This window comes from Nocardioides currus (genome assembly GCF_003057875.1).
GTDB lineage: Bacteria > Actinomycetota > Actinomycetes > Propionibacteriales > Nocardioidaceae > Nocardioides > Nocardioides currus.
The window spans coordinates 94,027-111,171 of sequence record NZ_PYXZ01000013.1; the positions used below are offsets into that span (position 1 = coordinate 94,027).

17 protein-coding genes are annotated in these 17,145 nt (G+C 73.2%); 5 read left to right on the plus strand and 12 right to left on the minus strand.

The features are described 5' to 3' along the window. Positions 1-34: 34 nt before the first annotated feature. Entirely contained in the window at positions 35-715 is a 681-nt protein-coding gene (locus C7S10_RS21470) for a hypothetical protein (RefSeq protein ID WP_108346890.1), read from the plus strand. Between the two features lie 9 nt (positions 716-724). Here the strand turns inward: C7S10_RS21470 and C7S10_RS21475 are convergent, their stop codons facing one another. Beyond that, positions 725-1,936 carry an aminoglycoside phosphotransferase gene (locus C7S10_RS21475; RefSeq protein ID WP_108346892.1) on the minus strand — a complete coding sequence of 404 codons (1,212 nt, stop codon included), beginning with the start codon at positions 1,934-1,936 and terminating at the stop codon, positions 725-727. Between the two features lie 56 nt (positions 1,937-1,992). On the opposite strand from C7S10_RS21475, the gene C7S10_RS21480 reads away from it, so the two are divergent. Then, complete coding sequence (locus tag C7S10_RS21480; RefSeq protein WP_108346894.1) at positions 1,993-2,445, plus strand: MarR family winged helix-turn-helix transcriptional regulator; 453 nt, start codon at positions 1,993-1,995, stop codon at positions 2,443-2,445. Here the strand turns inward: C7S10_RS21480 and bfr are convergent. The 4 genes from bfr to C7S10_RS21500 form a co-directional block, all read right to left on the minus strand. Then, on the minus strand, positions 2,442-2,936 hold the full coding sequence (gene bfr / locus C7S10_RS21485; RefSeq protein ID WP_243395528.1) for a bacterioferritin: 495 nt from the start codon (positions 2,934-2,936) through the stop codon (positions 2,442-2,444). The genes C7S10_RS21480 and bfr overlap by 4 nt on opposite strands. Beyond that, the gene (locus tag C7S10_RS21490) at positions 2,920-3,123 is read right to left on the minus strand and encodes a (2Fe-2S)-binding protein (protein WP_108346896.1); all 204 of its coding nucleotides are present in this window, start codon (positions 3,121-3,123) and stop codon (positions 2,920-2,922) included. The genes bfr and C7S10_RS21490 overlap by 17 nt, the downstream gene beginning before the upstream one ends. An 83-nt stretch (positions 3,124-3,206) precedes the next feature. Beyond that, positions 3,207-4,211: a 5'-3' exonuclease gene (locus C7S10_RS21495; protein ID WP_108346982.1), complete on the minus strand. Its 1,005-nt coding sequence runs from the start codon at positions 4,209-4,211 to the stop codon at positions 3,207-3,209. A gap of 37 nt (positions 4,212-4,248) precedes the next feature. After that, positions 4,249-5,580, minus strand: a complete 1,332-nt coding sequence (locus tag C7S10_RS21500) for an FAD-dependent oxidoreductase (protein ID WP_108346898.1) — start codon at positions 5,578-5,580, stop codon at positions 4,249-4,251. 75 nt (positions 5,581-5,655) lie between these two features. Here C7S10_RS21500 and C7S10_RS21505 point away from each other — a divergent pair, with 75 nt between their 5' ends. Next, positions 5,656-6,585 carry a LysR family transcriptional regulator gene (locus C7S10_RS21505; RefSeq protein ID WP_207769511.1) on the plus strand — a complete coding sequence of 310 codons (930 nt, stop codon included), beginning with the start codon at positions 5,656-5,658 and terminating at the stop codon, positions 6,583-6,585. A gap of 122 nt (positions 6,586-6,707) precedes the next feature. On the opposite strand, the gene C7S10_RS21510 is transcribed toward C7S10_RS21505, so the two are convergent. Both C7S10_RS21510 and C7S10_RS21515 read right to left on the minus strand, forming a co-directional pair. Beyond that, a complete protein-coding gene (locus C7S10_RS21510) occupies positions 6,708-6,986 on the minus strand; it encodes a GlsB/YeaQ/YmgE family stress response membrane protein (RefSeq protein WP_243395529.1) in 279 nt (92 codons plus the stop codon). Between the two features lie 74 nt (positions 6,987-7,060). Continuing rightward, complete coding sequence (locus C7S10_RS21515) at positions 7,061-7,354, minus strand: hypothetical protein (protein WP_108346902.1); 294 nt, start codon at positions 7,352-7,354, stop codon at positions 7,061-7,063. A gap of 38 nt (positions 7,355-7,392) precedes the next feature. On the opposite strand from C7S10_RS21515, the gene C7S10_RS21520 reads away from it, so the two are divergent. Continuing rightward, positions 7,393-8,157, plus strand: a complete 765-nt coding sequence (locus C7S10_RS21520; protein WP_108346905.1) for an enoyl-CoA hydratase-related protein — start codon at positions 7,393-7,395, stop codon at positions 8,155-8,157. A gap of 21 nt (positions 8,158-8,178) precedes the next feature. Here the strand turns inward: C7S10_RS21520 and C7S10_RS21525 are convergent, their stop codons facing one another. Further along, the gene (locus C7S10_RS21525; protein WP_108346907.1) at positions 8,179-9,156 is read right to left on the minus strand and encodes a zinc-binding dehydrogenase; all 978 of its coding nucleotides are present in this window, start codon (positions 9,154-9,156) and stop codon (positions 8,179-8,181) included. A gap of 111 nt (positions 9,157-9,267) precedes the next feature. Then, the gene (locus C7S10_RS21530) at positions 9,268-10,695 is read right to left on the minus strand and encodes a short-chain fatty acid transporter (protein ID WP_108346910.1); all 1,428 of its coding nucleotides are present in this window, start codon (positions 10,693-10,695) and stop codon (positions 9,268-9,270) included. 65 nt (positions 10,696-10,760) lie between these two features. Here C7S10_RS21530 and C7S10_RS21535 point away from each other — a divergent pair, with 65 nt between their 5' ends. After that, on the plus strand, positions 10,761-11,372 hold the full coding sequence (locus C7S10_RS21535) for a hypothetical protein (RefSeq protein WP_108346912.1): 612 nt from the start codon (positions 10,761-10,763) through the stop codon (positions 11,370-11,372). Positions 11,373-11,384: 12 nt separating this feature from the next. On the opposite strand, the gene C7S10_RS21540 is transcribed toward C7S10_RS21535, so the two are convergent. From C7S10_RS21540 to C7S10_RS21550, 3 genes are read right to left on the minus strand one after another with little or no spacing between them, the layout of a single operon-like run. Next, positions 11,385-12,137, minus strand: a complete 753-nt coding sequence (locus C7S10_RS21540) for a DUF1353 domain-containing protein (protein WP_133176583.1) — start codon at positions 12,135-12,137, stop codon at positions 11,385-11,387. A 50-nt stretch (positions 12,138-12,187) separates the two neighbouring features. Then, positions 12,188-15,583: an error-prone DNA polymerase gene (locus C7S10_RS21545; protein WP_108346916.1), complete on the minus strand. Its 3,396-nt coding sequence runs from the start codon at positions 15,581-15,583 to the stop codon at positions 12,188-12,190. Continuing rightward, positions 15,583-17,142 carry a Y-family DNA polymerase gene (locus C7S10_RS21550; protein ID WP_243395530.1) on the minus strand — a complete coding sequence of 520 codons (1,560 nt, stop codon included), beginning with the start codon at positions 17,140-17,142 and terminating at the stop codon, positions 15,583-15,585. The genes C7S10_RS21545 and C7S10_RS21550 overlap by 1 nt, the downstream gene beginning before the upstream one ends. Between the last annotated feature and the right edge of the window lie 3 nt (positions 17,143-17,145).

Below are 17,145 nucleotides of genomic sequence, written 5' to 3' on the forward strand. Positions count from 1 at the left end.
GGTGTATCACTGGCAGCCGATCCGAGGAGGAGCCATGCGCCGGACGCTGGCCGTCGCCGTACTCACCGTGTGGGTCCTGCTGGGACTCCCCGCCACCGCCCACGCGGGTGGCCCGACCAGTGTCCTCATCACGCAGCCGGCCGCGGGGCGCGCGACCGCGCTCTACTACACCGCGGGGGAGTACGCCGAGCTCGAGCGGCTGATCACCTCCGAGCCCCACCTGGGTGACGCCGAGGCGCCCGGTGCCGGCGACGCCACGACCTACCAGCTGACCTGGCTGCTCCACGACGTGCAGGTCTGGCGGACCGACGCGCTCACGGTGGCCGACGACGGGTCGGTGTTCGTGCGCACCGTGTTCCTGGACGGGACGGGTGGCCCGGAGGTCGGCGACACGGGCCCGCGGCGAGTGGTGCGCGGTCCGGAGCTGGCGGTGCTGCTCGACAAGGTCGTCGGCCGGAGCGCAGCCGCGGCGACCGCGGTGCAGCCCGTGCAGCCGATGGGCCACGAACCGACCGTGGCGCCGGCAGCTGCGGAGCCGACCACGCGATGGTTCACGCTGGCGGGGTGGCGCTGGCTGGTGCCGGGCCTGGTCGCGGGCCTGCTCCTCGGCTTCCTGGCGGTACGGCGCGGAGCACCTCCCGAGCCTCGTCGGGTGCTGGTCGACGTCTCCCCGTCCGACGAGCCCGCCCGTCGGGGCTCCGCCGTGCACCCCTGAGCGGTCGGGTCAGGCGTCGACGGTCCGGGTGAACTGGTCGACGAGGAAGCGCGTCATCTCGATGCGCTGCGTGAACGAGGCGCTGGGTGCGTCGGCCGGGGCGGCGTGGGCGAGCTCGCCGTACAGGAAGCCGTCGAAGCCGCTGCGGAGCAGGGCGGACGTCGCGAACGCCTCCGGCACCGTCTCGAGGCCGGTGGTCAGCCCTTCGGCGGCCAGCCCCTCGACGTACGCCGGGACGATCGTGGCCGCGATCGCGGGCATCCGGGAGGCGGGCACGACGTCGGCGTGGACGAGGCCGACGAGCAGCTGCCCGAGGTCGAAGCCGACGACGTGCGGGCTGCGGAACGAGACGTCGATGACCACCAGCTCGGCGTCGTCGTGGGCCGGGACGAGGAGGTTCTGCGGACTCGCGTCGCCGTGCGGCAGGGCCTGGGTGAGCGAGTCGAGGCGGTCGAGCAACGCCGGGATCCGTTCCCCGAGGGCGGTGAGCCGCGAGGCGAGGTCGCGGTGCGCGACGAGCCAGGGATGACCCCAGAGCCCGTCGTCCCTCAGCGGCACCAGGCCACGCGCGGCGACGGCCTGCTCCGCATACATCCGCAGCGCGAAGCCGGGCGGGAAGCCGCTGACGGCGAGCACGTCCGTGGCGGTGGAGCGGGCGTTCCAGCGTCCGAGCAGGTGGGCGGCGCGCGCGAACCGGGCATCGTCCCACTCCGCATCGGACACGCCGACGTCCTCCTGCCAGACGGCGACCCGGTCCTCCGGGAGCTCGACGACCCGCGCCAGTCGCGGCGACCGGAGCCCCTGGGGCAGCGAGGCCTGGACGACCGGGTCCCACAGCTCGAGCTCGGAGCGCCACGGGAACGAGTCGGCGAAGTGGGTCGCGACGTGCGGCGGGAGGAGGCGCAGGTCGGGCCAGTGGCGCACGTGCTGCAGGAGCTTGCAGAACAGCGACCAGGCCGAGCCGTCGGCCGTCGTCCCGCTGACGCGGTAGACGCCCCCGGTGGCCGGTGACCCCATCGAGTGGGCGACGGTGGTCAGTCGGGCATCGCCGGGTCGCGGGTGCCGGCCCGTCGAGGCGGTCACCAGCTCGTCCAGGGCCCGGTCGACCGCGTGCTGGTCCGCGTCGCAGCCGAGCAGGGCGGCGAGCGTGGTGGTCGGCACGGGCGGCAGGTCGTCCCGCACACGAGCGCCGTGCCCGAGAGCCTCGGTCGTCAGGTCCACGGGGCACTCCGAATCGTCAGGTAACCTTACTTCTTCGCAGATAGTAAGGTTGCCTTATGACATCGGTCAAGGACGATCTTCCCGACCACGCGCTGGCGCTCCTGGGCTACGTCATGGACGGGATGCGCCGCGAGGTGCTGGAGCAGACGTCCCTCATCGCCGGGCCGGCGCACGGACTGCGGAGCAGCCACATCCGGCTGCTCAGCCTGACGCCCGTCGACGGGATGAGGGTGACCGACCTGGCCGAACGGGTCGGCATGACCAAGCAGGCGCTCGGTGAGTTCGCGACCGGCCTGGAGGGGCTGGGGCTGCTCGAGAGCGTGCGCGACCCGAGCGATCGCCGGGCCCGCATCCTGCGGCCGACCGCGCGGGGCCGGCGGGCGGTGGCCGACAGCGAGGCCGTCATCCGCGAGGTCGAGTCGCGCTGGCGCGACCGGGTCGGCCACCAGCGCTGGGACGCGCTGCGCCAGACCCTGTCGGACGCGGCGGAACCGGATGTCTCGAGCTAGGCGCCCGGGCCCTCGCCGGCCGGGATCTGCTGGCCGAGGTACTGCTGGAGCCCGACCCTCTCGATCGCGTCGAGCTGGCTCTCGAACCAGTCGGCGTGCTTCTCCTCGTCGCGCACCATCTCCTCGAACACCGCGGCGGTGCCGTGGTCGCCGAGGTCGTGGCACTCCTGCGCCGAGGCGTTGAACTGGTCGACGGCCGCCTTCTCGCTGGCGAGCGCGAGGCGCAGCATCTCCTCGGCGGTCTCGCCCACGGTGATCGCGCCGAGCTTCTGCACGTTGGGATGGCCGTCGAACATCAGGATGCGGTTGATGAGGTCGTCGGCGTCGCGCATCTCGTCGATCGAGAGGTCGTAGAACACCGTGCCGAGCCGGCCCAGGCCCCAGTTGTCGAGCATGCGCGCGTGCAGGAAGTAGGTGTTGGTGACGGTGAGCTCGAACGTGAGCGCGTCGTTGAGCAGCTCGACGACACGGGGACTAGCTGGCTGCACCATCCACCTCCAGGAGAGTCGCTTCCTGCTCGTGATGCTGGCACACCAGCGCCTTCACCGTGAAGATGCAGGACCCACAATCCTGGGCCGCTCCCGTCGAGCGGCACACCGCCGAGACGGTGCGTGCGCCGTCGGCCATCGCAGCGGACACGGCGCGGTCGCTCACGACGCGGCAGTGGCACACGATCATCGGACGGCTCGCCTTCGGGCGGGAGGGGGATCGGACGACTGAGGTTAGCCTAACCTGCACCGATCGCCATCCCGGCGTCTCACTCAGCGGCCGGAGCGCGAGGCGGGCTCACCGGTCAACACGCGTACGGCGAGGTCCGTCGTCGCCTCGACGTTCAGGAACCCGACGACGCGGCTGACCCGCTCGATGTCGAGCGGCAGGAGCCCGGGTGTCCCGGGCACCTCCGGCGTCAGCCCCAGGTCGATGTCGTCGTGGCCGGCCATCATCGACACGTTGAAGTCGTAGCGCTCGCGGGCCCCGGGCGCGGAGAGGCGGCGCACGACCCCCGCGCCGAGCCGACGGCCGCCGGCGTCGAGCGACCACGCGTCGAGCGCCGCGGCGAGGGTCCGGCCCTCGTCGTGGTCGATGTCGGCCCAGGCGGCGGTCATCGACCCGGCCGCGGCGAGCAGGGCGGCGGCCGTCTTCTCGCCGATCCCGGCGACTCCGGGCAGGTTGTCGCTGGCGTCGCCACGCAGGGCGGCGTAGGCCAGGTAGTTGGTCGACGCGACGCCGTACATCGCCTGCAGGCTACGGGGATTGAGGAGCGGCGAGCCGTGGATGCCGCCGTCGATGAGCCGGAGCACCTGCGTGTGCTCGCTGATCTGGGCGAAGGCGTCGCGGTCGGAGGTGACGATGACGCAGCTCCAGCCGTGCCGTCCGGCCCACGTGGCCGCGGCCGCGTTGACGTCGTCCGCCTCAAGCCCGGGCGGGGTGACCGTGGCCAGGCCGAGCGCGTCGAGCAGCGCACCCGCCCGCTCGAGCTGGTCGATCAGCTCGGGGTCCTTGGGCGCGCGGCCCGCCTTGTAGTCGGGATAGGCGTCACGCCGCTTCGACGACGTGCGGTCGTCGAGCCCGAAGACCACCGCGTCGGGCGCGAACCCGTCGATGCACTCGATGATCTGGCGGAGCATGCCGTGCAGCGCCCACGCCGGGCGTCCCGAGCGGTCGAGGATCCGGGTGTGGGCGCGCGCGTGGTGGTTGCGGTGCAGCAGCGACGGCGCGTCGACGACGAGGAGCAGCTTGCGGCTCGGGGCAACGGATGACGTCATGGCGATCGACGTCATGCTAGGCCCGGAGGCCGGACGGTCAGCGACCGGCGTCGAGCATCTCGAGGCGCGTCGCGACCTTCACGCGGATGCGGCCGGCGGTCTCGCCGAGGCCGATCTCGTGCTGGTCCAGCTTCAGCCAGTGCTCGAGATCGGCCACGTCGACGCCGCGCTCGAGCAGGAACGCGTCCACGGCGGCGGGCTCGCGCGAGGTGGCGGTCTCGGTGGTCTCGGCGAGCAGGTGCGCCACGGTCTCGGCCGCGTCGCTCTTGGTGTGGCCGATCAGGCCGATCGGACCGCGCTTGATCCATCCGGTCACGAACGTCCCCGGGACGCGCTCGCCGTCGAGGTCGAGCACGCGTCCGCCGTCGTTGGGGACGACGGCGGCCCGCTCGTCGAAGGGGAGCCCGACCACCGAGGAGCTGCGGTAGCCCACGGCGCGGTAGACGGCCTGGACGTCCCAGTCGGTGATGAGCCCGGTGCCCTCGACGGAGTCGTCGCCGACCAGGCGGGTGCGCTCGGTGCGCAGCGTCCGGACCGAGCCGTCGTCGCCGACGATCTCGACGGGCTGCTCGAGGAAGTGCAGGTGGATGCGGTGCGGCTTGCCGGTGGGCTCGCGACCGACCCAGTTGGCCAGGGTGTCGAGCACCATCTTGGCCTGCTTGTTGCGGCCGATGTGCGCCATGGAGGCGTCGTCGACCTCGAAGCCCTCGGGGTGCACGACGACGTCGACGTTGGGGGAGTGCGCCAGCTCGCGCAGCTCCAGCGGCGAGAACTTCGCGTAGGCCGGGCCGCGGCGGGCGAAGACGTGCACGTCGGTGGCGCGCTTGGCCTTGAGGCCCTCGTAGACGTGGGCGGGGATGTCGGTGGTGAGCATCTCGTCGCCGGTCTTGGCGAGCACGCGGGCGACGTCGAGGGCGACGTTGCCGGCGCCCAGCACGGCCACGTGCTCGGCCTCGAGCGGCCACGTGGTGGGGGCGTCGGGGTGCGAGTCGTACCACGAGACGAAGTCGGCAGCGCCGTACGAACCCTGGAGGTCCTCGCCCGGGATCTCGAGGGCCCGGTCGGAGCGGGCGCCGGTGGCGATGACGACGGCGTCGTAGAACTCGCGCAGCTCCTCGAGCTTGATGTCGTCGCCGAGGTCGACGTTGCCGAGGAGCCGGACCTCGGGGTGCAGCAGCACGCGCTGCAGGGCCTTGATGATCTCCTTGATCCGCGGGTGGTCCGGCGCGACGCCGTAGCGCACGAGGCCGAAGGGCGCGGGCAGACGCTCGAGGATGTCGATCGAGACGTCCACGTCGGACTTGACGAGCTGGTCGGCGGCATAGATGCCGGCCGGACCGCCGCCGACGATGGCAACACGAAGAGTCATGACGCCAAGTCTGACAGGGATGTCTCGACACATAACGAAGTTGTGGTTGTCCTCTCACAAGGTAGCCTTGTGGCTGTGTTGGGACCTCGCGTGCCGGAGCTGCGCGCCCTCGAGCTGCTCGTCGAGGTGGCCCGCACGGGCACCGTGAGCGCCGCCGCCGACGTGCTCGGGATCACCCAGCAGGCCGCCTCGTCGCGGATCCGCACGATGGAGACGATGATCGGCGAGCCGCTCCTGTTCCGCACCCGCCGCGGCTCGAGCCTCACGCCCACCGGGGACCTCGTGGTCCAGTGGGCACACCGGGTGCTCGAGGAGGCGGCCCAGCTCGATGCGGGCATCGCGGCCCTGCGCTCCGACCGGCGCGGTCACCTGCGCATCGCCTCCAGCCTGACGATCGCCGAGCACCTCCTGCCGGGCTGGCTCGTCGCCGTACGCGCGGATCAGGTGCGTGCCGGGCTCGAGCCGACCGAGTTCACGATGACGGCGACCAACAGCGCCCGGGTGGTCGACATGGTCTCCGCCGGCGAGGTCGACCTCGGGTTCGTGGAGGGACCCGATGCCCCGACCGGCCTCCACCACCGCCTGGTGGGTCGCGACGAGCTGGTCGTCGTGGTCGCCCCGGAGCACCCGTGGGCGCAGCGGTCACGCAGGCGCGTCGCCGCCAGCACGCTCGCCGGGACCCCGCTCGTCGTGCGCGAGGTGGGGTCGGGGACGCGGACCGTGCTGGAGCGGGCGCTGGTGGGACTGGCGGTCGCGACGCCGGTGCTGGAGCTGTCGAGCACGGCGGCGGTGCGCGCGGCGGTCGCCGCCGGTGCCGGCCCGGCCGTGCTCGGTGCGCACGCGGTGCGCGACGACCTCGCCACCGGGCGGCTGGTGGCGGTCACCGTGCACGGCCTCGACCTGCCGCGGCGCCTCAACGCGGTGTGGCGCGACGGCACGCAGCCGCCCGCCGGCCCGGCGCGCGAGCTCGTCGCCCGCGCCGTGCGCAGCCACCAGGGCCGCTGAGGGCGGTCGGAGTGTCGGTGCGCAGGCGGTGAGCCAGCCACACTTCGTCGCGTTGGAAGGTGGGTGGGTCACCGCTGCGGGCGTGGCGCGCGGGGCCGTCGCCGCGCAGCCCGTACGTCCGCTCAGCGCAGCTCGCGCGTGCTGCCCTTGCCGCCGGTGATCGCCTCGGCCGTGCCGATCAGCAGGACGGACGCGACGATCGCGAACACGGTGCCGAGGAAGTCGAGCTCGGTGATCTTGCCGGTGCCGATCAAGCTGGCGAGGAGCCCGCCGATGACCGAGCCGACGACACCGAGGCCGAGCGTGGCCAGGATGCTGAGGTTCTGCCGACCGGGCTTGATCAGGCGGGCGATCGCCCCGATGACGAGACCGAAGAAGAGGAAGCCGATGATCGCGAACATGGGGTGCTCCTGGGATCGAAGAGCCGGGCTGACACCGGCGACTGACTTTCAGCGTAGCCCCGCGATCCACACGCTCACGGGTCGAAGAGCCGGTCCTGCGCCTCGACGGAGGTGACCTCGAGGCGCACCGCCAGCACCTTGTCCGGAGGCAGGTTGACGCGCGTCAGGATGGCCTGGACCTGCGGCAGCACCCAGCTCGTCGACTGCAGCTGCACCCGGGCGATCTCCGTCCCGACCAGCAGCCACACGACCGGGTCGCCGCCACGGTCGGGCAACCAGTGAGCCTCGAGCACGCCGGCCGGTGCCAACGAGGCGACGAGCGGCAGCATCGCCGCGTCGGCCGCCCGGCGCACCTGCTCGTCGGTCATGTCACCACGCTAGACCTGCGACGCATACGGTGGCGCCCGTGAGTGATCCCGAGCTCGTCGTGACCAGGGCCGACGACGTCGTGACCGTGGTGTTCAACCGTCCGCACCGCCACAACGCCTTCACCCGCGCGATGTACGCCGAGCTGCGCGAGCTGTGCGAGGAGCTCCGCCAGGACTCGCGCGTCCGCGCGCTGGTGCTGCGCGGAGCCGGCGGGCGAGCGTTCGCCGCCGGCAACGAGATCTCCGACTTCGTCGAGGCCGATGCGGTGGCCTACGAGACCTGGATCCGCGAGCTGCTCGACCTGCTCCTCGAGCTGCCGCAGGTGACGATCGCCGCGATCGACGGCGTCTGCGTGGGCGGCGGGCTGGCGGTGGCGACGCACTGCGACGTACGCATCGCCACCCCGGCCTCGCGGTTCGGCTACCCGATCGCGAGGACCCTGGGCAACGCGCTCGCGGCCCCGGTCGTGCACCGGTGCACGTCGGTGTTCGGCGAGTCGCTGACCCGCTCGATGCTGCTGACCGGGCGTCTCGTCGGTGCCGACCGGGCCTTCGCCGTGGGCGCACTGACCGAGCTGGCCGACGACCTCGACGCGGCCGTCGACCAGCTCGTCGCCGACGTGCTGGCCGGGTCGGCGACCACCCAGCGCGCGACGAAGCGGCAGCTCAACGCCCGCGCCCTCGAGCAGGAGGCCGCGCCCGGGTTCGACGAGGAGCTGCTGCGCTCGGTCTACGCCGGCTCCGACTTCGCCGAGGGCGTGCGGGCGTTCCTGGCCAAGGAGAAGCCGTCGTTCGGCAGCTGACCGCGGTAGGCCGTCCCGGACTCAGGGGCGCAGCAGGATCTTGCCGACGCGACCGGGCTCGAAGTTCGCCCGGGCGGCGTCGGCGATCTCGTCGAGGCCGTAGACCTTCTCGACCGGCAGGGTGAGGGAGCCGGACGAGATCCCGGCGACCAGCTCGCCGAGCAGCTCGCCGCGCTTCTCGCGGGACATGGCGGCGAAGACCTTGCTGCCCCAGAAGCCCTTGATGACGACCTGCTTGAAGATCACGTCGCCCGAACCGATCTCCAGGGTGGGCGAGGCCATCGCCCCGAAGACCACGAGGACGCCGTCCTCGGCGAGCAGCGACACGACGTCGCCCGCGGCGCTGCCGCCGACCGAGTCGACGCCGGCCACGACCGGGGCGTCCCCGACGATCGCCTGCACGCGCTCGCGCCAGCCGTCGTCGTCGGTGGCGACGACGTTCTCGATGCCCTGCGCGCGCAGCTCCTCGACGCCGTCCGCGCGGCGCACGAGGCCGAGCACGTGGACGCCGCGGGCGGCGGCCAGCTGGGCGAGCAGGCGTCCGACCGCGCCGTTGGCGGCGTTCTGGACGAACCAGTCGCCCGCGGAGAGCTCGAGGAAGTCGAGCAGCGAGATCGCGCTGAAGGGCATCGACACGAGCTGCGACGCGGCCTCGTCGTCGATGTCGTCGGGGACCGGGATCACGCCGGCCGCCGGCGCGACGATGAGCTCGGCCCAGGCGCCGAAGCTGCCGCCGGTGGCGACGCGCTGGCCGACCTCGAGGTGCTCGACGCCCTCACCGAGGGCCTCGACGACCCCGACGGCCTCGGTGCCGGCGCGGGCGGGCATCTCGGGCTTGAAGCCGTAGCTGCCGCGCACCGTCCAGAGGTCGTGGTTGTGGATGGGGGAGAGGAGCACGCGCACGAGCACCTGGCCCGGGCCGGGCTCCGGGTCGGGGACGTCCTGGACCGAGAGGACCTCGGCCGGGTCGCCGAACTGGGGCTGGACGAGTGCGCGCATGGGTGGTGCCTTCCATCGGGGTGGTTGCTCGGTCCTGGCTGGAACGGTTCGCGAGGCGAACCTATGCCTCGCGGTGCCGGGGTGAGCCCGACGTCACAGTGCCTCTCGCGGTCAGGGGGCGACCGGGGGCACGAACTCGAAGGTCGTGCCGAGCAGCCACAGGAGCAGCAGCACCACCGGCAGGTGGAAGACGAACTGCAGGAACGTGAACCCGACGAGGTCGCGGGCGCGCACCCCGAGCACCGCGAGCAGCGGGAGCATGAAGAACGGGTTGACCAGGTTGGGCAGCGCCTCGGCGGCGTTGTAGATCTGGACCGTCCAGCCGAGGTTCATCCCGACGTCCGTGGCCGACTGCATGACGTACGGCGCCTCGACCAGCCACTTCCCGCCGCCGGACGGCACCAGCAGCCCGAGCAGGGCGGTGTAGAGCGCGATCACGACCGCGAAGGCGCCGCTGTCCCCGACGCTGGTGAACAGGTCGGCCAGGTGCTCCGAGACCGTGGCCCCGCCGCGACCGGGGGCGCGGGTGAGGACGGCCGCCATGGCGGCGTACAGCGGGAACTGCACCAGGACGCCCGCTGTCGTGGGGACGGCCTTGGTCACCGCGTTGAGGAAGCCACGCGGCGTCCCGTGCAGCACCAGTCCGAGGATCAGGAAGACCATGAGGTAGCCGTTGAGGCTGCTGATGACGGTGAGGAACGGCAGGGTCGCGAACTGGTGCACCAGCCAGCCGAGGGTCAGCAGGCCGACCAGCGCCGGGAGGATCCGGGAGAACTCGAGCCACTCGCCGGGACGGGTCCGCTCGGCCGGCGGCTGCACCTCGTCGGACAGGTCGACGGCCATGTCCTCCGCGGTGCGGATCGCCGCACCCCGGGGGGCGGAGGCCCACGCCACGGCGACGCTCAGCACGATCAGGACCGCGGCCATCGTCAGCGACTGCCAGGTCAGGATCGTGGCGCCGAAGTCGAGCACCCCGGTGATGTCGAGCAGCTCGGGCGGCAGCGACTCGGGCGTGGCCTGCAGCTGCGCGGCGGACGAGGAGAGCCCGAGCGCCCAGACGGCGCCGAGGCCGAGGTAGGCGGCGGCGCCGAGGGCGCGGTAGTCGGTGCGCAGGTCGCTGCGCCGGGCGATCGCGCGGGCGAGCAGTCCGCTGAAGACCAGGCTGAGGCCCCAGTTGAGCATCGAGACCAGGCACGACAGCAGGGCGACGAACGCCACCGACCCGCGCGGTGTCGAGGGGAAGAGGGCGATGCGCTCGATGATCCGCGCGACCGGCGGTGAGGTCGCGACGACGTAGCCCGTCAGCACCACCATCGCCATCTGGAGGGTGAACTGGGCCAGGTCCCAGAAGCCGCCGCCGAAGGTCTCGACCACCGTCACCGGGCTGGACCCGTTGACCATCGCGGCGACCGAGACGATGACCACCCCGGCCAGGGCGAAGACGTAGGCGTCGGGGAACCACTTCTCCGTCCAGGCGGCGCTGCGCTGGGCGAGGCGGGCGAGGCCGCGCTCCTGTCCGGTGTCAGAGATCGTCGACATGATCCACGAACGTATCGGACCCCGGCGCCTCCCGAGATGCAGGCGCTGACGACTACCGTCGCCCCATGCCGGGGCACCAACGCATCTTCGTGGTCACCACCGCCGCGACCGACGCGGAGCTGACCCGCGCGCGGGCCGAGCTGGGACGGGACGCGCTGGTCCTCACCGCCCCGACCGCCGACGCCGAGCGGGTGGTGCGTTCCTTGGCGGCCACTCCCCGGGCCGAGGTGCTGCTGGCCCCCGTGAGCCACCCGGGGTTCGACCGCGGGCACCGGCTGGACGACCTGGTGCGCCGCCACGCCCTCGCCGACCGGTTCCGCGACGTCGTGGTGGTGGCCGACCCGGCGACGACCACCCTGCTGCTGCGGGTGCTCGCCCCCGATCAGCTGTCGGACGAGGGCGCGGTCACGAGGGTCGGCCTGGCCCGCGGGGACCGACCCGTCAACGCGCTGAGAGCAGTCCTCGGCGGCGGCGTCGTGGGCCTCGTGGCGAGCCTGCTGGAGCGGCAGCTGGAGATCCTGGCCCTGCCGGCCGTCGCTCTCGTGCTCGGGCTGGCTCTGCACCTGGTCCCGCGCTGGCGGCACGTGGGTCGCGAGCTCCTGCTCGTGGGGGCGGTCGCCACGGTGGCGGTCTTCCTGGCGGTCGCCGGGTCGGCCCGCTTCCCCGCCGGCTGGTGAGCCGGCCGTTCGTCAGAAGTGCTCGTAGTCGACCGGCTCGTCGCCCTTGACGGACGCGTGCACCGGCATCGCCGAGACGGCGTGCTCGAGGAGCCAGTAGATGGCGTAGCCGACCGCACCCAGGATGGTCGGCGGCAACACCCAGATCGCGGTGGCGGCGGCGGTCAGCCCGGCGCCGTACTGCCGACCCCAGAGCAGGGACGAGGGCAGGGGGGCCGCGGCGGCGACGCCCACGAGGAGCCACTCCTGCGTGCACAGGGCGATCACGAAGGTGGACATCCCGACCGCCGCCGCGACGGACCAGAGCAGGAGGAGGCCGCGCAGGCGCGGGGACCGCCAACGGGTGCCGAAGGCGACGGCCGTCCACATCATCCAGCGGCGGACGAACCGGACCCCGAGCCCCTTGAGCATGAACCGGAAGAACCGGTCGGCGACGGCGTCCTCCACCCCGAGGTCGTTGGTCGGCCCGATCAGCCGGTCGTGCAGGAGGGCCGCCGGCGTGTGCACGTCGTAGGAGCTGACGAACCAGCGCAGCGCGGCGGGGACCGACGCGAGGTCGGTCAGCGGCGGGTCGCCCAGGTCGCTCGGCCGCAGCGTGCGGGCGCGGTCGGGGAGGTCGGCGACCCCTGTGTCGCCCGTGTAGGTCATCGACGACTCGAGCAGGAACGACTTGCGACCCACCTGCCGCAGCAGGATGGTCGCGGGCTCACCCGGACGATCGGGGTCCTCGAAGCAGCTGGCCCACGGCACCCTCGTCCCGATCATGCCCACAGGGTGGCGTGGCACGCTCCGGCGGACAACCCCGCGGCGGGTCGTCACCGGAAGTCCCGGGACGAGGCGCGCGCCTGCAGCACCGCCCCTGCTCCCGGTGCGACCACGTCGATGCCCTCGACCCGGTCGGCGATCAGGTTGGTGACTCCCTCGTTGCGCTCGAGGCGCCCACGGATCACCACGGCGATCCGGTTGCGGGCCGCCTGCCGGTGCACCTTCATCACGCCGACCGAGCAGACGACGTTGAGCATGCCCGTCTCGTCCTCCAGGTTGAGGAAGGTGACGCCCATCGCGGTCCCGGGTCGCTGGCGGTGGGTGATGAGCCCGCCGACGTGGACCCGGCGGCCGGACTCGGTCCCCTCCAGCTCGGCGACGGAGCGGATGCCGGCGCGCCGCAGGTCCTCGCGCAGGTGGTCGATCGGGTGTCGTTCGGGCGAGACCCCGGTGGCCCACAGGTCGGCCAGGGTCACCTCCTCCTCGCTCATGCCCGGGAGCATCGGGGCCGCCGGAGCCGGAGTGGTGCCCGGGACGTGTTCCGCTCCCTCCGCGAAGCCGGCCGCCCACAGTGCCTCGCGGCGGTCCATGCCCCAGGCGTCGAAGGCGCCGGCCGTCGCGAGCGCCTCGAGCTGGGCCGAGGTCAGGTCGGCGCGCCGGGACAGGTCGGTGACCCCGGTGAAGGGGGTCTCGTCGCGCGCGGCGACGATCCGCCGCGCCACCTCCAGGCCGATGCCGCGCACCGAGTCGAGCCCGAGCCGGACGGCGAGGTAGTGGTCGCGCCGGTGCGCCGGGACCGGGTCGGGCGTCCCGCCGATCCACTCGGTGCGCTCGAACCTCGGTCGGCAGCACTCGTCCGGACCGGTGGCGGCGACGGGCCCGACGACCACCGGCTCGAGCTCGGCCTGCGCCGCGGATCGGGCGACGTCGGGGCGGCGCACGTCGACGCCGTGGCGCCGCGCGTCGCCGACCAGCGACTGCGGGGAGTAGAAGCCCATCGGCTGGTTGCGCAGCAGACCGGCCAGGAACGCAGCGGGGTAGTGGAGCTTGAACCAGGACGAGGCGTAGACCAGCAGGGCGAAGGAGAGGGCGTGCGACTCGGCGAAGCCGAAGTTGGCGAAGGACAGGATCTTGACGTAGATCGAGTCGGCGAGGTCGCCCGTGATCCCGCGCTTCTCCATGCCGGCGTAGAGCTTCTGCTTGACCGACTCGATGCGCTCGACCCCGCGCTTGGACCCCATGGCGCGTCGCAGCAGGTCGGCGTCGTCGCGGCTGCAGTCGCCCAGCGTGACGGCCATCGCCATCAGCTGCTCCTGGAACAGCGGCACCCCCTTGGTGCGCTCGAGCACCGGCACCAGCTCGGGGTGGTCGTAGGTGACCGCCTCCTGGCCGGTGGCACGGCGGACGTAGGGGTGCACGGCCCCGCCCTGGATCGGGCCGGGTCGGATCAGCGCGATCTCGATGGCGAGGTCGTAGAACTCGCGGGGCCGCAGCCGCGGCAGCGTGCCGATCTGCGCGCGGCTCTCGACCTGGAACACCCCGATCGAGTCGGCGCGGCACAGCATGTCGTAGACCGCCGGCTCCTCCTTCGGCATCGACGCGAGGTCCCACTCCTCGCCCAGGTGGTCGGCGACGAGCCGCATCATCTGGTCGAGGGCGCCGAGCATGCCCAGGCCGAGCAGGTCGAACTTGACCAGTCCCATCGTCTCGCAGGCGTCCTTGTCCCACTGCAGGACGGTGCGCTTGTCCATCCGAGCCCGCTCGATCGGGCAGACCTCGCCGATCGGCCGCTCGGTCAGCACCATCCCGCCCGAGTGGATGCCGAGGTGGCGGGGTGCGCCCATCAGCTCCTCGGCCAGGGCCACCACCGGTGCGGGGACGTCGTGGGCGGTCGGGTCGCCCTGGTCGCCGGCCACCACGGACTTCCACCCGTCGATCTGCTTCGACCAGGCGTCCTGCTGGCCGGGGGAGAAGCCCAGCGCCTTGGCGGCGTCGCGGACCGCCATCCGCGGCCGGTAGGTGATGACGTTGGCGACCTGTGCGGCGTTGCGCCGGCCGTAGGTGTCGTAGACCCACTGGATGACCTCCTCGCGGCGGTCGGAGTCGAAGTCGACGTCGATGTCGGGCTCCTCGTCGCGGTGGGCGGAGATGAACCGCTCGAAGGGCAGCTGGTAGAAGACCGCGTCGACGGCGGTGATGCCCAGGGCGTAGCAGACGGCCGAGCTGGCGGCGGATCCTCGGCCCTGGCACAGGATCCTGCGTCCGCGGGCGAAGGCGACGATGTCGTGGACGATGACGAAGTAGCCGGCGAAGTCCTTCTCGGCGATGACGCGCAGCTCGTGCTCGAGGCGCTCGCGCGCCTCCGCCTCGTGGGGGACCCCGGCGTACCTCTCCGCAAACCCACGCTCCGCGAGCACCCGCAGCCAGGAGTCGGCCGTGTGGCCCTCGGGGATCTGTCGCTTCGGCAGCGCCGGGGATGCCTTGCGCAGGTCGAAGGCCAGCTCGTCGGCGAGGGTGACGCTGCGCTCGACGGCGCCCGGGTGGGCCGCGAGGGCCGCGCTCACCTCGGCACCGCTGCGCAGGTGGGCCGAGCCGGAGAGGTCGAGCCAGCCGTCGAGGTCGGCCAGGCTGCGCCGGGCGCGCACCGCCGCCATGGCCGAGGCCAGGCGGTGCCGTTGCGGGGTGGCGTGGTGCACGTTGCCGGCAGCCATGACGTCGAGGCCGTGCACGCCGGCGAGGCGGGCGAGGGCGGCGTTGGTCGGGTCGGCGCCCGGGCGCGGCGACAGCTCGACGAGGACGTCGTCGATGCCGAACAGCGACGTCAGCTCGTCGAGGGCCTCGCTCGCCGCGGGGACTCCTCCGGAGGCCAGTGCCTGCTGGACGGCGCCCTTGCGGCACCCCGTCAGCACGACCCAGTGCCCGCGCCCGCGCTCGCCGAGCTCGGCGAGGTCGTACGCGGGGCGCCCCTTCTCGTCCCCGCGCAGGTGGGCGTCGGTCATCGCGGCGGCGAGGCGGTGATAGCCCTCGACCCCGCGGGCCAGCACCAGCAGGTGGCTGCCCTCCGGGTCGGGCACGCCGTTCTGCGGCGCGGTCAGTCCGAGGGACAGCTCGGCGCCGAAGACGGTGGGCAGGTCGTACGCCGCCGCTGCCTCTGCCACCATCGGCGCGGCGTAGAAGCCGTCGTGGTCGGTCACCGCCAGCGCGTGCAGGCCGAGGCGCACCGCCTCCTCGACCAGCTCGGCGGGCGAGCTGGCGCCGTCGAGGAAGCTGAAGTGGCTGTGGCAGTGGAGCTCGGCGTACGGCGTGACGGAGGTCGGCCGCTGGATCGCGGCCGCCTCCGTGGCGGCGCGCCTGCGCCGGGACACGGGGGCGTCGTCCGCTCCGGGCAGGCCGCTCAGCCGCCGCTCGAGCTCCTTCCAGTGCATGGCCGGGTTGTTCCAGCCCATCAGTCGTAGCCCGCTTCCAGCGACCAGCCCTCGGGGGCGCGCACCAGCAGCCAGGCGCGACCGTCGGCGCCCACGACCTGGAAGCGGGCACTCGGTCCGGTCCCGCCGGACCACCAGCCCTCGTCCGTCGGCCACGGCCCCGCCCAGGCGGTCACGGGCTGCCAGGGGAGCATGCCGTCACCGACGCGGAAACGCCGCGGCACGCCGCTGACCACACCACGGTCGGTGACGCACACCTCGCGGCCGGCGTCGTCGACGACCTCCGCGACCGGGGGCGTGGCGAAGACCCGGACGGGCGCCGGCCCGGGGACGCGGCCGGGCCAGGGCCGGTCGACCGGGCGCAGGTCGACCGCACGCTCGCCCCAGGGCACCAGCGACTGCCTCGCCGAGGGGGTGCGCCCACCCTGGAGGGCAGGCCGCAGCACCGCCTCGAAGCCGACCATCCCCTGCACGCGTGCGACGCCGCGCTCGACGAGGTCGTCGGAGGCCGAGCCCCACAACGCCTCGCCGTGGGCGGCGGCCGGCTCGACCACCTCGGGAACGAACCGGATCCGGTCGATCGGGGCGCGGACCTCACCGGAGGCCTTGCGACCGCGCAGCGACCCCCCGACGTCGGCGCCCTGCAGCTGCCAGTGGACCCGGTCGACCAGGTCGCGGGCGCCGAAGTGGCGCGGGTGCAGCCAGGTGCGCGACGAGCACACGACGCCCTCGGACTCTGCCTCGACCCGCACCCCGGTCGCGACGAGCTGGTGGTGGGCCAGCTGCGCGACGAACCGCTCCGCCGTGGTGCGGACGCTGAAGGTGATCGCCTCGACGGAGTCGAGCGGCGGCTCGAAGACCGCGTCGGCGTCGAGCTCGGGCGGCGGGGTGCGTGCCGCGAACAGTGCGGTGTCCTCGCCCCGTGCGCGTCGGCGCACGGCCGCGCCGTAGGCACCGAGGCGGTGCTCGACCGCCTCGCCGGGGAGGTCGGCGAGGTCGCCGAGGGTGCGCAGCCCGAGGCGCTGCAGCAGGCTGACCAGCTCGCGCCCGCGGGGTCCGTCGTCCTGGAGCACGTGGACGGGCAGCCCGCTGAGGAAGGAGGCGGACCCGCCCTCGGGCACCACGGTCCAGGCCTGCACGTCGGCCGTGCGGGCGGCCTGCTCCGCCGTGAAGAGGTCGTCGGCGATCCCGACGCGCACGTCCCACACACCGACCTCGACCAGCGCCTGGCACACCGTCGCGGCGGCGGCCGGCTCCGTGCCGTACCAGCTGCCGGGCGCCCGGACGGCCAGCAGCCCGGGACGCAGCGCGGCCACCCCCGGACGCAGGTCCTCGACGGTGGCGAGGACGGGCTCGAAGGCCCGGGCGTCGCGATCGGGGTTGGCGGGCAGCAGCAGCAGCTCGGGGCACCGGGCCTGGGCGTCGCGTCGACGCTGTCCGCGACGCACCCCCTCGGACCACGCCGGACCGTTGCAGACCTCGACGGCGTTGGCGGACAGGACCGCCGCGGCGGCGCGGGGGGACCGATCGGCCTCGTCGAGCGCGGCGACCACCGACCAGTCGGGGCACCACACCACCATCAC

Coding starts and splice junctions, on each gene's coding strand:
- C7S10_RS21470 (WP_108346890.1), top strand. CDS start 35: ATGCGCCGGACGCTGGCCGTCGCCGTACTCACCGTGTGGGTCCTGCTG.
- C7S10_RS21480 (WP_108346894.1), top strand. CDS start 1,993: ATGACATCGGTCAAGGACGATCTTCCCGACCACGCGCTGGCGCTCCTG.
- bfr (WP_243395528.1), bottom strand. CDS start 2,936: ATGGTGCAGCCAGCTAGTCCCCGTGTCGTCGAGCTGCTCAACGACGCG.
- C7S10_RS21490 (WP_108346896.1), bottom strand. CDS start 3,123: ATGATCGTGTGCCACTGCCGCGTCGTGAGCGACCGCGCCGTGTCCGCT.
- C7S10_RS21495 (WP_108346982.1), bottom strand. CDS start 4,211: ATGACGTCATCCGTTGCCCCGAGCCGCAAGCTGCTCCTCGTCGTCGAC.
- C7S10_RS21500 (WP_108346898.1), bottom strand. CDS start 5,580: ATGACTCTTCGTGTTGCCATCGTCGGCGGCGGTCCGGCCGGCATCTAT.
- C7S10_RS21510 (WP_243395529.1), bottom strand. CDS start 6,986: ATGTTCGCGATCATCGGCTTCCTCTTCTTCGGTCTCGTCATCGGGGCG.
- C7S10_RS21515 (WP_108346902.1), bottom strand. CDS start 7,354: ATGACCGACGAGCAGGTGCGCCGGGCGGCCGACGCGGCGATGCTGCCG.
- C7S10_RS21525 (WP_108346907.1), bottom strand. CDS start 9,156: ATGCGCGCACTCGTCCAGCCCCAGTTCGGCGACCCGGCCGAGGTCCTC.
- C7S10_RS21530 (WP_108346910.1), bottom strand. CDS start 10,695: ATGTCGACGATCTCTGACACCGGACAGGAGCGCGGCCTCGCCCGCCTC.
- C7S10_RS21535 (WP_108346912.1), top strand. CDS start 10,761: ATGCCGGGGCACCAACGCATCTTCGTGGTCACCACCGCCGCGACCGAC.
- C7S10_RS21540 (WP_133176583.1), bottom strand. CDS start 12,137: ATGATCGGGACGAGGGTGCCGTGGGCCAGCTGCTTCGAGGACCCCGAT.
- C7S10_RS21545 (WP_108346916.1), bottom strand. CDS start 15,583: ATGGGCTGGAACAACCCGGCCATGCACTGGAAGGAGCTCGAGCGGCGG.
- C7S10_RS21550 (WP_243395530.1), bottom strand. CDS start 17,142: ATGGTGGTGTGGTGCCCCGACTGGTCGGTGGTCGCCGCGCTCGACGAG.